13 protein-coding genes are annotated in these 13,071 nt (G+C 61.4%); 6 read left to right on the plus strand and 7 right to left on the minus strand.

Going from position 1 to position 13,071, the window contains the following annotated elements; genetic code table 11:
- Position 1 precedes the first annotated feature (1 nt).
- The 4 genes from NKJ67_RS09050 to NKJ67_RS09065 are packed head-to-tail and all read right to left on the minus strand — an operon-like array spanning position 2 to position 4,552.
- Positions 2-1,102, minus strand: coding sequence for a glycosyltransferase family 4 protein (locus NKJ67_RS09050; RefSeq protein ID WP_352581132.1), 1,101 nt, complete (start codon positions 1,100-1,102; stop codon positions 2-4).
- Positions 1,087-2,379, minus strand: a complete 1,293-nt coding sequence (locus tag NKJ67_RS09055; RefSeq protein ID WP_352581133.1) for a TIGR04295 family B12-binding domain-containing radical SAM protein — start codon at positions 2,377-2,379, stop codon at positions 1,087-1,089. Before NKJ67_RS09055 ends, NKJ67_RS09050 begins: the two co-directional genes overlap by 16 nt.
- The gene (locus NKJ67_RS09060) at positions 2,376-3,449 is read right to left on the minus strand and encodes an NAD-dependent epimerase/dehydratase family protein (RefSeq protein ID WP_352581135.1); all 1,074 of its coding nucleotides are present in this window, start codon (positions 3,447-3,449) and stop codon (positions 2,376-2,378) included. The genes NKJ67_RS09055 and NKJ67_RS09060 overlap by 4 nt, the downstream gene beginning before the upstream one ends.
- Positions 3,446-4,552, minus strand: a complete 1,107-nt coding sequence (locus NKJ67_RS09065) for an NAD-dependent epimerase/dehydratase family protein (protein WP_127326450.1) — start codon at positions 4,550-4,552, stop codon at positions 3,446-3,448. The genes NKJ67_RS09060 and NKJ67_RS09065 overlap by 4 nt, the downstream gene beginning before the upstream one ends.
- Before the next feature lie 208 nt (positions 4,553-4,760).
- On the opposite strand from NKJ67_RS09065, the gene NKJ67_RS09070 reads away from it, so the two are divergent.
- Positions 4,761-5,033 (plus strand): hypothetical protein, encoded by a 273-nt coding sequence (locus NKJ67_RS09070; protein WP_023809470.1) that lies wholly within the window; start codon positions 4,761-4,763, stop codon positions 5,031-5,033.
- Between the two features lie 107 nt (positions 5,034-5,140).
- Here the strand turns inward: NKJ67_RS09070 and NKJ67_RS09075 are convergent, their stop codons facing one another.
- Positions 5,141-5,734, minus strand: coding sequence for a response regulator (locus NKJ67_RS09075; RefSeq protein WP_164873962.1), 594 nt, complete (start codon positions 5,732-5,734; stop codon positions 5,141-5,143).
- A 334-nt stretch (positions 5,735-6,068) separates the two neighbouring features.
- Here NKJ67_RS09075 and NKJ67_RS09080 point away from each other — a divergent pair, with 334 nt between their 5' ends.
- Positions 6,069-9,179 carry a CheR family methyltransferase gene (locus NKJ67_RS09080; RefSeq protein WP_352581136.1) on the plus strand — a complete coding sequence of 1,037 codons (3,111 nt, stop codon included), beginning with the start codon at positions 6,069-6,071 and terminating at the stop codon, positions 9,177-9,179.
- Positions 9,176-9,556, plus strand: coding sequence for a response regulator (locus NKJ67_RS09085; protein WP_127272254.1), 381 nt, complete (start codon positions 9,176-9,178; stop codon positions 9,554-9,556). Before NKJ67_RS09080 ends, NKJ67_RS09085 begins: the two co-directional genes overlap by 4 nt.
- 424 nt (positions 9,557-9,980) lie before the next feature.
- Here the strand turns inward: NKJ67_RS09085 and NKJ67_RS09090 are convergent, their stop codons facing one another.
- Complete coding sequence (locus NKJ67_RS09090) at positions 9,981-11,159, minus strand: zinc-dependent alcohol dehydrogenase (RefSeq protein ID WP_352581137.1); 1,179 nt, start codon at positions 11,157-11,159, stop codon at positions 9,981-9,983.
- Positions 11,160-11,207: 48 nt separating this feature from the next.
- Positions 11,208-11,993, minus strand: a complete 786-nt coding sequence (locus NKJ67_RS09095) for an SDR family NAD(P)-dependent oxidoreductase (protein ID WP_127268249.1) — start codon at positions 11,991-11,993, stop codon at positions 11,208-11,210.
- Between the two features lie 362 nt (positions 11,994-12,355).
- Here NKJ67_RS09095 and NKJ67_RS09100 point away from each other — a divergent pair, with 362 nt between their 5' ends.
- Genes NKJ67_RS09100 through NKJ67_RS09110 form a run of 3 tightly spaced genes read left to right on the plus strand, consistent with a single transcriptional unit; the run spans position 12,356 to position 13,060 of the window.
- Positions 12,356-12,622 carry a hypothetical protein gene (locus tag NKJ67_RS09100; RefSeq protein WP_027036323.1) on the plus strand — a complete coding sequence of 89 codons (267 nt, stop codon included), beginning with the start codon at positions 12,356-12,358 and terminating at the stop codon, positions 12,620-12,622.
- Positions 12,619-12,837 (plus strand): hypothetical protein, encoded by a 219-nt coding sequence (locus NKJ67_RS09105; protein ID WP_127255009.1) that lies wholly within the window; start codon positions 12,619-12,621, stop codon positions 12,835-12,837. The genes NKJ67_RS09100 and NKJ67_RS09105 overlap by 4 nt, the downstream gene beginning before the upstream one ends.
- Before the next feature lie 4 nt (positions 12,838-12,841).
- The gene (locus NKJ67_RS09110) at positions 12,842-13,060 is read left to right on the plus strand and encodes a hypothetical protein (protein WP_013533184.1); all 219 of its coding nucleotides are present in this window, start codon (positions 12,842-12,844) and stop codon (positions 13,058-13,060) included.
- The last annotated feature ends 11 nt before the right edge of the window (positions 13,061-13,071 follow it).

A 13,071-nucleotide genomic window follows, 5' to 3' on the forward strand; every position in this document is an offset into this window, starting at 1 on the left:
GTCAGCGCCCCACCATGGCCAGGGCCGCCTTGTCGTAGACGCCTCGCATGGCCGCCGCTTGCCTGGCCAGTGTAAACCGGCGGCTTCGTCGCAGGGCTGCCTGACCGAGCTCTCGCCTGAGCTCGGCATCGCTGGAGAGACGATTGAGGCAGGCAGCGAGGTCGTGGGAATTGCGCGCGTCAAAGAACATCGCGGCCCCGTCCCATAGTTCGCGATAGGTTGCGATGTCGGAAAGCACCAGGGGCGTCGCCGACATGGCAGCTTCCAGCGCGGCCAGACCGAATGGCTCATAGATTGATGGCGACACGAAAATGCCGGCGCGCGCCATCAAGGAGCGCACCTCGTGAGACGGCAGTGCTCCCAGAGGAACAGCATAACTGAAGCTGGTACGCCCGCCGTTGGGACCGTGCATCGAACCGGCGGCAAAAACGGGCCATTGCGTCAGCGACGCGGCCTGGTCGATCACCGCCGCATTTTTGCCCTCGTCCCACCAGCGGGCAGCGGCGAAGACGAGCGGTTGGCGCTTTTCGGTCTTCGGCACCGGACTGGCACTATTTCCGACCACACTGAGACGCGCGATCGGGCCATAGCAGGTCTCAAGCATGTCGGCATGGCTGCGGCTCGGCACGATGACTGCGTCGGCCCGATCCAAGCCGCGCCTGTTGCGCTCCTTCTGCCAGGCCCATGCGCCATCCACTGCCTGTTTCCTGACGGCGTGGAACCATGTCGTCACGCAGGAATGCGAGACCACCACGGCTGGGCACGGCGCATCGAATCCCGCCGCCTGCGTTGGCGCGTTGAAATGAACAAGGTCGATGGCGTGGTCGCGCATGGGCGCAAGCAATTCCCGCGGCAGCGCGTCGAGGTCGCCGCCGTTGCGGGTCATCCAATCCGGCGGCGTACTCAACCAGATCAGCGTCGTGAAAGCCTCCGCCTCCGCAGCTTGCTGCCTCGACGGTTGTGGACCGAGGCCGGCAAGCACCACGCTGTCGCCGCCGTTCACAAGTTCCCGTGCCAGATCAAGGGCATAGCGCCATACGCCGCCCACGGCATCGACGGTCATCAGGATGCGCCGCGAGCGCGGCGTCAGTGTCCGCAACATGTCGCCTCCAGTTCCGCCAGCGGTCGCGGCCGCCTCTCCTGGATGTCACTGAATTTCTGGAAAGATGCGAGGTAGTGGTCATGGGCGCGTTCCCAGGCAAGGTCGTCGGGTTCGCCCCAAAGCTCGCGGTAGCTGGGCGAACTCGGATACGGGTAAAGCGGCACAGGTTCGTTGGCCCATACGCCGTGGTCGATCAGGTGGGTTCGCCAGTGCTCGACCAGGGCGGGATCATCCTCGACCACGCCGATCAGATTGGCCTGAACGAATGGAACGTGACGTCTGGCATCGACGAGCAGCGCGGCGAGTTCCTCGGTACCCAGCCGGCAGCGCTTGGCCAGCATTGCCCGACCTTCGACGGTCAGGCTTTCGAGACCGGCCTCGATGGAGACGCAGCCCGCGGCGCCCAGCAATTCCAGCAGCTCGGGCTTCCACAGATCGATGCGGGTCTGTACGCCGAATTTCACGTCGCGATCGACCAAGGCTTCCAGCAACGCTTTTTGCGGCAGGAAGATCTCGTCGATGAAGTAGATGTAGCCGACACCTTGGGCAATCAGCCGATCGATCTCCGCTACCACCGCTTCGTGGTTTCGACGGCGATAGGCATCACGGAAATCGATCTTGGCGCAGAAACTGCAGTTATAGGGACAGCCGCGCGATGCCTCGACTTCCGCACCGAACCCCACCTGATTGTCATCGAACCTGTGATGGTGATGCGAATGGGCTGCGATCCAGTCCACTGGCCATTCGAGTGGCGGATGATCGGCAAACGAGCTGGCGTGGACGCCGCCGTTCGAAACCACCCTGGCATCCCGCAGATAAGCGGTTGAGGGCACCGCGCTCCAATCGTCGCACCGGGCAAGTTGCTCGACGACTTCTTCGCATTCGCCGCGCACGACGATGTCGACGCCGAGCTTGCGCAAGGTTGGCGCCGGCGTCGCAGAGCCATGCGGCCCGACCGCGACCGTGCGTCCACCGCGCCCGGCGAGACGGTTGAGGAAATCGGCCGGCACACGCAATTCCGGCGGTGCGCAGCGCCAGAACAGATAGGTCGGGGCGGTACTGACGACGGTCATCGCCGGGGCGAAATCAGCCACCCGCTCGCAGAGACCGGAATTGTCGAGCTTCTGCAACTGCCCATCCAGCATCAGCACCTCATGTCCGGCGACTTCGAGCAGGGCCTTCGAATAGCCGAGTTCCAGCGGCAGATGTGGTTGGCGGCAGCCGAAATAGATGCTGTCGTCGTAGGTCCAAAATGGGTTTACCAAAGCGATTTTCATGCGACGTACCTCACGGCTTCAGGGCGAGGCTCGAGCCGATGGCGCTGCAGCCAGTCGGCGAGGTCGCGGACGCCTTCGCGCCATGAAACATGGGCCATCCAGCCAAGCGCGGTTTTGATCTTGCGGGTGTCGGCGACGAAGAAGGGCTGGTCGCCGGTGCGTTCCCCATCATGGCGGATTGAAAGCTCATGGCCGGTCAGGCTATGAATCTCGCTCAACAGCCTGCGCAGGCTGACCGCATTTTCCGGGCCGCCGCCAAGATTGAATGCTTGGCCTTTGATGGTCTCGATGCGATCGAGCACGGCCCTGTAGGCGGCAACGGCATCGGAGACATGCAGGATATCGCGCACTTGCCTGCCGTCGCCGTAAATGGTGATTGGGCGTCCCGTCAGCGCGCTGAGCAGGAAGTGTGCGACCCAGCCCTGGTCCTCGGTTCCGAACTGGCGCGGTCCATAGATGCAGCTCATCCGCAGCACCGCCGTCGGCATGCCGTAGGATTTGGCATAGTCGAGCACATACTGATCCGCCGCGCCTTTGGAGCAACCGTAGGGCGTGCAGAAGTCCAGGCCCCGAGCCTCATCGATGCCGTTCGCCTGGATGACGCTGTCGCAAGGCACATAGCGATCGCCGTCCTCGCGGACCGCGACGTCGGGCAGGCTGCCATAGACCTTGTTGGTGCTGGCGAAGATCACCGGGATACGCTCACCGCTCAGTCGCGCCGCCTCCAGAACGTTGAACGTTCCCCGAAGGTTGATGTCGAAATCCTCGCCCGGCTGGACCAGGCTTGTGGTGACGGCGGTTTGCGCGGCTAGATGGAAAATTGCCTTTGAACTCATCAGAGCCGTCGCCAGGGCGTTGGCGTCCCGCACGTCGATGGTTTCAATCGTGAGGCGACCGCCGTGTTTTTGCGCCAGCCATTCAAGGTTCTGCTGGACGCCCGGACGGCTGAGATTGTCGATCACCAGTACCGGCTCGCCATCCGACAACAGGCTGTCGGCGAGGTTCGATCCTATGAAGCCGCTGCCGCCGATGATGGCGACCGGCGCGTCGCGTCGATTGCGTGTGTTCATGAGACCAACCCGCGTTCTTCGAGCTCGCGCTTCATGTCGGCGCCGCGGTCGACGGCGGACGTGTTACGCACCCAGGAAACGAACTCGCCGAGCGAATTCTCCAATTGCCGCACCGGCTCGAAACCGAGCAGCTCACGGGCCTTGGAAATATCGGCGAAGCAGTTGCGGATATCGCCGGAGCGGGCTTTGCCGAGCAGTTCCGGCGAGCGATTCGGTGTCCCCATGGCCTCGGCCAGCAATCGCGCGACTTCGCTGATCGCGTAGGCGCGGCCGCTGCCGATGTTGATGACATGACCCTTTGCCTGGCGTTGCTGCAGAGCAAGGCGAAAGGCGCGGGCGACGTCCTGCACATGGACGAAATCGCGCTTCTGTTCGCCATCCTCGAAGATCATTGGCCGTTGGCCGTTGGCGAGACGCGAAGCGAAGTTGGCCAGCACGCCGGTATAGGGATTCGACAACGCCTGGCCGGCGCCGAAGACATTGAACAGGCGCAGCGCGACCGCATCGATGCCATAGGCCTCGCCGAAGATCAGCACGGCGCGTTCCTGGGCGTATTTTGTCAGCGCATAGATGGAGGCGAGATCGACCGGCTTTTCTTCGTCCGTCGGCAGCGGCGAGAGGGCGTCTCCACCTGGCGACAGCGGGTTCCATTGCCCGCTCCTGATGTCGCTCGCCTTGCGCCGAGCATTGTCGATACGCCGGCCGTCTGGCGTTGCATACAGCCCTTCGCCATAGACGCTCATCGACGAGGCGACGACGATCCGTTCGACCGGGTGTTTGATCAGCGCATCGAGCAGCGTTGCGGTGCCGAGATCGTTGGCGCCGACATAGCGCGCGATCTCATACATCGATTGCCCGACGCCGACTTCCGCCGCCAGATGAATGACCGCGTCAACGCCTTCCAGCGCATTGGCGACCGCCTCCCGGTCCCGGACATCGCCCTTGATCAGCTCGGTCCCGGCGGGAAGCGCGACGGCTTCGCCCGCATGCACCTGCTCCAGCAAGGCATCGAGGATGCGAACCGAATAATCCTGCTCGACGAGTTCCTGTGCGACATGCCGGCCGATGAAGCCGCAGCCTCCTGTAACCAATATGCGTTTCACGACGACTCCTCAGACAAGTAACCTCGGCGCCCCGAACTTTTCGGCAAAAGGTTTGTTCCCTTTGCTTCAACAAAGTTCCTTTGGCCGGCTTCGTTGGGAGCCGGCGCCGCGATCACCGCGCTGTGCTGGAACATTGACGCCCTTGTGCTGTTAGGACGCCCGACAGCCCGCGCGTCCCATGTGGCAACGCCGATCAAAGGAGATTTCAATGTCTCAGTCGCAAACGACCACCAACCATGACGAAATTCGCAAATGGGCCGAGGAGCGGGACGGCCGGCCGGCGGTGGTGCGCACCAAAGGCGAGGGCGGTATACTGCGGATCGACTTCGGCGAGCCCGAGGAAGCATTCGAGCCCATCGAATGGGACGAGTTCTTCCGGATATTCGACGAGAATGATCTGGCCTTTCTGTATCAGGCCAAGACCGGTGAGGGGAAAGCCAGCCGGTTCAACAAATTCGTCGAGCGCAATCAGAAGGGCTGATGACGCCGGTCAAGCGGCCTATCTGTACGGCCAAGTTTTCGAGATGTGGTGAACAATGACGGCCCCGCGGCTTGGAACTTCAGCCTGAGAGGCCTTGGAAGGTAAAATTAATGCATCAGTTTTGCGCCGCGGGTTTTCGCCATCTCTCGCATGATGCCGTTGAGCCAGTTTTCAGTGGATTGACCAAGCTGTCTGCGGTCGACATCCAGGATCGCTTGCTCGAGCGTCCTCTCGACGAGCCGATCCGATGCGTCGACGTCTCCCAGCAAAAGGCGCGCCGCAAGTCGCAGTTTGGGCAAAAGCGCGAAGACGTCGTCGGACGGGTCCGGTCCGGGGGTCGCCCGTCCCGATGCCGGCGGGGGAAAGAGTGCGTTGAACACCGCCTGGCTGCCCGAGGATTTCCGCAAATTGCTGGCGTAGCGGAGATGATCGGGAATGGCGATGTCGTCATCGCCACTGAAGAACACGAAGGGGACACCGCGGCGCATCAACTCATCGGCGATTGGAAACACGCGTCGGCCATTGAGATTGACGTCGAGGATTGCAGCTTCGGCCGTCCCGGTGTGTTTGGAAGCCTGTTCGACGGTTGCAGCGGGACCAAGGATTATGGCGCCCATATTGCTGAAAAACCGCGCAAGATCTCCCGCCATCGTCCATTCGTCTTCGACTATCAGAATATGCAGCCCCCGCAGGTCGCGCACGTCGTCATCCTTTCTTGGAACGGAGGTTAGAATGCAGCGGATTTGCTTTCCGAATTCTGTCATCCAAGGCCGCCTGCAACCGTTTCGCAAGCGTCAGCATGCGATCCGGGACGGGCCCCGCATGGGAACCTTCGAGCGATCCAGGCGCTCCTGATACCACCGGCGTCGGGAGTTTTATGTCAGCAGATCGTTTTGCCATTGAACCACCATTGATATCGGGTTCAACGTCATCCCTGACGTCTTGTTCCATCCGTCTTGCGCGCTATATGGTTGTGTCCTGTTCGATCCGGCCTTGAGGAGACTTCATGTCGGGTCGGCGAAAGGGGGACATGCCGTGACTGCCCGATCGACTAGATTTCCCATCGTGGGCATAGGCGCGTCCGCGGGCGGCATTCCCGCGATGGAGGGCCTTTTCAAGGGCGTGACCGGCCAGCCCGGCATGGCGTTCGTCATCATCACGCATCTCAGCCCCAACAGGGAGAGTCTGTTGCATGAGGTTGTCAGCCGCTACACCGAGATGCCTGTTTCGGTGGTCGAGGATGGCACGGTGGTTCAACCTGACCACGTCTATGTGATGCCGCAAAACGTGACATTGGCCATTGAATCGGGGGTGCTGCACCTGCGTCGGCCCAATGGGCTTACCCAGGAGCGCAAGCCCATCGATATCTTCTTCAGCGCACTGGGTGAAGACCAGGGCGAATATGCCGTCGGCGTTATCCTGTCGGGCGGTGATTCCGATGGAACCCTGGGCGCCAAGGCCATCAAGGAGCGGGGCGGGTTTATCGTCGCGCAAGCGCCGGACGGCTACGGGCCGCGCAATCCCGACATGCCGCAGAGCGCTATTGCCAGTGGGCTCGTCGATGTCGCAGTGACTGCCGAGGAGATCGGGGCGAAGCTGGAGGCTTTCGCCCGCGGCTTCGACACGCTGGACGGGTTGGCGGAAGACGATGGCGATGAAACGCCCGACATCGACAAGGTGCGAGAACAAATCTACGCCATTCTGCGCAGCCACTCCGGCCATGACTTCTCGGGCTATAAGACCAAGACGTTCCTGCGCCGCGTGAAGCGACGCATGCAGATCGCCCAGGTCCATTCCATCAGCGGCTATATAGACTGGCTGAAGAAGGATGCTCGCGAGGTGATGAACCTTTTTCGCGATCTGCTGATCAACGTCACCAACTTCTTTCGCGACCCCGATGCCTTCGAGTTGCTCGGGCGAAAGATCATACCGCAGCTGTTCGAGGGCAAGACCGCCAGCGACACCGTCAGGGTCTGGGTTCCGGGATGCGCCACGGGCGAGGAGGTGTTCTCCATCGGCATCCTGCTGCGCGAACACATGGAGACGCTTACGGTCGTTCCGCGCGTCCAGATATTCGCCACCGACATAGACGAGCCGGCGCTGGCGGTGGCGCGGGCGGCACGCTATCCGGAAGCCTTGCTGCAAGGTCTTTCTCCTAAACGCAAGCAGCGATTTTTCAACGGTGATGGCGAGAGCTATGTCCTCAGCAATGAGGTGCGCGAACTGTGCATCTTCTCGCCGCACAGTGTCATTCGCGATCCACCCTTCTCGCGCATGGATCTGGTCTCCTGCCGCAATCTGCTGATCTATTTCGGCCCGACCATCCAAAATCGCGTCATCCCTGTCTTCCATTATGCGCTGAAGCCCGGCGGATACCTTTTCCTCGGCACCTCCGAAAGCGTCGGGCAGCACGACGATCTGTTCGCCACCGTCGACAAGAAGCATCGCATCTTCCAGGCGCGGGAGCATGCCTCACCGCACATCAGACTGCCGGCCCTGATCGGAGAAAGCCATTCCAGCGTCTTCCCATCCGAAAGTGCCGGCTCGAAGAAGGGACTTGTCGGCTATCCCCTGCGGCAGGCGGTCGAGGCGCAGGTGCTGGAACGGTTCGCGCCGCCGCATGTCCTGGTCAACGCCGAGGGCGATGTCGTCTATTATTCGGCCAGGACCGGCAGATATCTCGAAGCGCCACAAGGGATTCCCAGCCGGCAGTTGCTGACGATGGCAAGGCGTGGGTTGCGGCTGGACCTCCGCGCCGCACTGCGCGAAGCGACGACCACGCGCCGCACAGTGGTGCGGGAAAACCTCACCGTGGAGGAAGACGACGAGCGGGTCCAGCCGATCAGGCTGACGATCGAGCCGCTCGCCGAACGCGGCAATGGCGAGCCGCTCTACCTTGTCCTTTTCGAGCCGTCGGGGCCGACCCAGGCCCGGTCCAACGAAGATGGCGGCAGTCGTGACAGTGACAGCACCGCCGATCTCGAGCGGGAACTGCGCGATACCAGAGAGCGCCTGCAATCGACGATCGAGGAGTACGAGACCGCGCTGGAGGAGGTGAAATCGTCGAACGAGGAACTCGTCTCCGTCAATGAGGAGGCGCAATCCACCAACGAGGAACTCGAAGCCTCGAAGGAAGAGATGCAGTCGCTCAACGAGGAGCTCAACACGATCAATGCCGAGTTGACGGCCAAGATAGAAGAGCTCGACCACGCCAACGGCGATCTGCGCAACCTGTTCGAAAGCACCGACATCGCGACTATTTTCCTCGACCGCAGCCTTGTGGTCCGCACTTTCACGCCGGCGGCGTCATCCTTCTTCAGCCTGCGCCCCTCCGATGTCGGCCGGCCGCTGACGGATCTGTCGAGCCAACTCGACTATCCCGAGTTGAAGCAGCACATCGACAAGGTGTTCGAGACGGGCGAGATCCTGAATCACCATCTGGCACGCGATGCCAGGGGCCTGTTCCACATGGTCCGCATCAATCCCTATCGCGACAAGGGCAACAGGATCCAGGGCGTGGTGGTGACACTTGTCGATGTCACCACGCTGGCACAGGCGGAAGAGCATCAACAGGTGCTCATCTCGGAACTCAACCACCGGGTCAAGAACATGCTTGCGGTGATTGCCAGCATTGCAAGCCGCACGCGGGAAAGTTCTGATACGAAGGAGGAGTTCGCGGATGCGCTGATCGGTCGCCTGCATGCCATGTCGCGGGCCTACGGCCTGCTTACCCGGGAGAGATGGAAGGAAGCCTCGGTCAGGGAATTGCTCCAGCAGGAGCTCGAACCATTCGGCATCGAGCGGATCGAACTCGATGGCGAGGATGTCAAACTAGGTCCGCAACAGGGGCTTTCCCTGAGTATGGCCATTCATGAACTGGCCACCAACGCGGCCAAATACGGCGCTTTGTCAAAAACCGATGGCAAGGTCAGTGTGCAATGGTCGATCGAGGACGACAGTTTCACATTTGGCTGGCGAGAAAAGGACGGCCCTCTTGTAAAGGCGCCGTTGGACAACGGCTTTGGCCTGACCCTATTGCAGGGAGAAATCGGTTACAGGCTCGGCGGCCACGTCGAAACCGCGTTCCACAAGGACGGCCTCAGCGTCCAGATCGCGTTTCCGGCAAACCACAAGGAGGCGCCGTGAGCGACGACAAGCCGCGCGTTCTGGTGGTCGAGGACGAATGGCTGATCGCCGAAGACATCGCGTCACGCCTGCGTGCGGCGGGTTATCCGGTGATCGGCCCGGTCTCGTCGGCCGCCGCGGCTCGTCAGCTTATCGATGCAGGCAAAGCCGACGTGGCGCTGCTGGACATTCAATTGAACGGTGAAACAAGTCTGCCCGTGGCCGAAACATTGCTGGCTCGCGGCATCCCCTTCGCCTTCATGACCGGATTTGGGCCGCGCGACGTTCCCACACCCTTCCGAAACTGCAAATTCGTGCCGAAGCCGGCAGGCGACGCTGCACTTCTCAACACCCTGGCCGACCTGGCATCGCTTCGTCCCGACAAACACTCGTTATGAATTCAAGAGGCCGGTTTCGATCAGTCCAGGGGCTTGTCCGTCGGCCTAGGCGTGGTGCTCGCCTGACGCGGCCGCCCCGCGTTTCGATTGGCAACCGGATTGTCCAGCGGCGGAGCCGATGGCCGGGACGTGCCGGCGGTTTTCGGCGTCAGCGGCTTGGCACCGGCATCCGTGTCACTGGCGTCCCGTCTCGGGTGCGGCAGAGCATCGGGGTTTGGCGACCGGACGCTGGGTTTTGATGTGGAATTCTCATTGCTCATGGCGATAGCTTCCTTCGCAGCGGGCGGGCACGACAGTCTCGTCGCCCTGAGTTTATTCTGCGGGTCAACCGCCGCCACGGTCGAAAGTTCCAGGTTCCTCGGCGTCGGTGCTATCCTTGTCGGGGAATCCGCGCAAGGTGGACCCCGTGCAAGATGCCGACATCTCAGCCATGCGGTCGCATTACCACCTTGATGCAGCCATCCTGCTTGTCACGGAACGTCTTGTAGAGGTCCGGTCCCGCTTCGAGGTCTGCCCGGTGCGTGATCACGAAGGAGGGATCAATGTCGCCCTTCTGCACCATGGCGAGGAGCGGTTCGAGATAGCGTTGCGTGTGCGTCTGACCCATCCGGAAGGTCAGTCCTTTGTTCATGGCGGCGCCGAACGGAATATGATCGACGAGGCCGATATAGACGCCGGGCACCGAGATGGTGCCGCCTTTGCGGCAGGAGTAGATTGCTTCGCGCAATACATGCGGCCTATCGGTGCCGAGATAGACGGCAGCCTTGACCTTGTCGAGCATGGAGTCGGCACTGGCGCCGGGATCCGACTCGGTCCCGACACAGTCTATGCAGCGATCCGGACCGCGGCCATCGGTCATCGCCATCAAAGCGTCGTAAATATCGGAATTGCTGAAGTCGAGCGTCTCGGCCTTGCCGTGCTCTCGAGCCATCGCCAGCCGCTCCGGCACCTTGTCTATGGCAATGACGCGGCCGGCGCCGAGCATCCATGCGCTCTGGATGGCGAACTGACCAACCGGACCGCAACCCCAGATGGCGACGGTTTCGCCTGGCTCGATGCCGGCGTTTTCAGCTGCCATATAGCCGGTTGGAAAGATGTCGGAGAGGAACAGCACCTGTTCGTCGTCCATTCCCTCGGGCACCTTTATCGGACCGACGTCGGCGAAAGGAACGCGCAGATATTCGGCTTGCCCTCCCCAATAGCCGCCCACCAGATGCGAATAGCCGAATAGGCCAGCCGGGGATTGTCCCATCACTTCGGCAGCCTGTTTGGCATTGGGATTGGACCTGTCGCAAAGCGAGAACAGCCCCTTCTGGCAAAACCAGCACTCGCCGCATGAGATGTTGAAAGGCACCACGATGCGGTCGCCCTTTCTGAACTTCGAATGGCCGCTGCCGACTTCCACGACCTCGCCCATCGTCTCGTGTCCGAGCACATCGCCCGATTTCATCGTCGGCATATATCCGTTCATCAGATGCAAGTCCGAGCCGCATATGGCGCAACAGGTGACTTTGATGATGACGTCGCGATCATCCTCGATGGCCGGATCAGCCACCTGATCGCATCGAATGTCGCCTTTGCCGTGCCATGTGAGCGCTTTCATGATGGTGCTCCTGCTTGGAGATTTTTTGGTTTGCTTGAAGGCCGAAGGTCAGTCTTTGGACGCTGAACCCGGCTCGGCCATCTTGCGATGCTGTTCGGCCAGCGTGCCTGCCGGCGTCACATGCGCTGCGGCGACCTGCAGCTTGTTCTTCCAACCGCTGATGATTTGTTCCTCACCGTCCATCATCGCCTCGTAGCCTGCTTTGGCGACATCGGCGGGATTGTCCTTCTCATCGGTGCCGACCTTGGTATCCATCATTTCGGCGCGTTCGAAGAACCGCGTCTGCGTTGCCCCGGGCATCAGCACGGTGACTGTGACCCCTGTGTCCTGCAACTCATGACGCAGTGCGATCGAGAAGGAATCGATGAATGCCTTGGTGCCGTTGTAGACCGCCTGGAAAGTGCCGGGCATGAAACCAGCGATCGATCCTGTGAAGAGGATGCGGCCTCGGCCGCGGCGTGCCATCCTGGCTCCGAGTTGATGCGCGAGATAGACGGTCCCGGTGATGTTGGTGTCGATGATGCGGCGGATTTTTTTCCAATCCTGATCGACGAAACCACGGCCGAGTCCACGTCCGGCGTTCAGGAACAACAGGTCGACATCGCGATCGCCGATCCCGGCGATCAAACGATCGACACCCTCCTCGGTCGCCAGATCGGCCTCGATGGCTTCGACGGTCACATCATGCGAACCGAGCGCCGCGGCAGCCTGCTGGATCGCGGGCTCGTCGGCGGCTATGATCAGGTGGTAGCCGTCCTTGGCGCACAGTTTGGCGAGTTCCTTGCCGATGCCGCTTGAGGCGCCCGTCACCACGGCCAACTTTTCATTCGTCATCACGTCCTCCGAACTTCGCTTCGGCCGAACCACTGTCGGGGCTGATTGTTCCGTGCGGGATGATGCGCGGCTGTATGCGGGCCGTGACAACGATTTGTCCTTGAGTTCATCCAAGCCATGAACAGCGGCGCGTGGAGAGGTGGAACAACTTAGGTCTACTTAGGTCTACGCGAGTTCGACATCCGTGCAGCGTCGTTGCTCCCCTTGTTTGATGCTGCACGATCGGGTCCCCCTCAGCCTGATCCAGCCCGCGCGTCCCTGCTCGGGAAGCGCGGGCTTTCCCGTGAGTTCGGCTGCCATGTTTTTAAGTTCTGGTGGGAACAATGTACCCGTTTGGCAGTTCGGCGCGCAGGAGGAACAGAATGCAATACGCCGAAGAAATCGCGCTCAGGCGCGTAAAGATGCTGGTCGAACAATATGTCGTCGCCAGGAGCAGGAGATATGATTTCGTCTCGACGGAACTTGCCTGCAAGGCCATTCGCCAGGTCGTACGAAGCCCGATCGAAGACGCCGAACTGGACCATTTGCTGGCTAGAAGCGCGGTCAAACAAGGGCTCTCGGTGCGGTTCGACCGGATAGGTCATTGGCAGGCGGCTTCGCCCGGACTCAGCCAGGAGAAATCAGCATGAGGGCAGTGCTTTTGATGTCGGCGGCATTGCTCGCCTTGGCGGGGTGCAACGACAATGCCGATCCAGCCAAGTCCAAGACGGATACTACGAACAGCCAGCCGGTCGACAAGAATCCCACGACGGACACCAACCCAACACCGCAGACCAGCACCGGCGGCGACCAGCAAGGTACGCAGCCAACCCAGCCGGCATCTCCCAAGCCAAGTGGTGGCTAGGCCTATGGAGCGACGCAACGCAATAATCTCGCTGGTGATAGCGGCGGTCATCATTGTTGGTTTCGTCGTGGGCTTTTTCTACGTCGATATGGGCTGGCAGACCTCGCCGCTGAAACGCGCGCCGGAGCAGAACCAGGGCGGCAATGCCCCCGCGGATACCGCCCCGGCTGCCGGCGTCCAGAAAAATCCTAGGGAAAACACGGAAATGCCGGGGCAGCAGTGATCGACGGCCGG

It is taken from the genome of Mesorhizobium sp. M0088 (assembly GCF_040322895.1).
Lineage (GTDB): Bacteria > Pseudomonadota > Alphaproteobacteria > Rhizobiales > Rhizobiaceae > Mesorhizobium.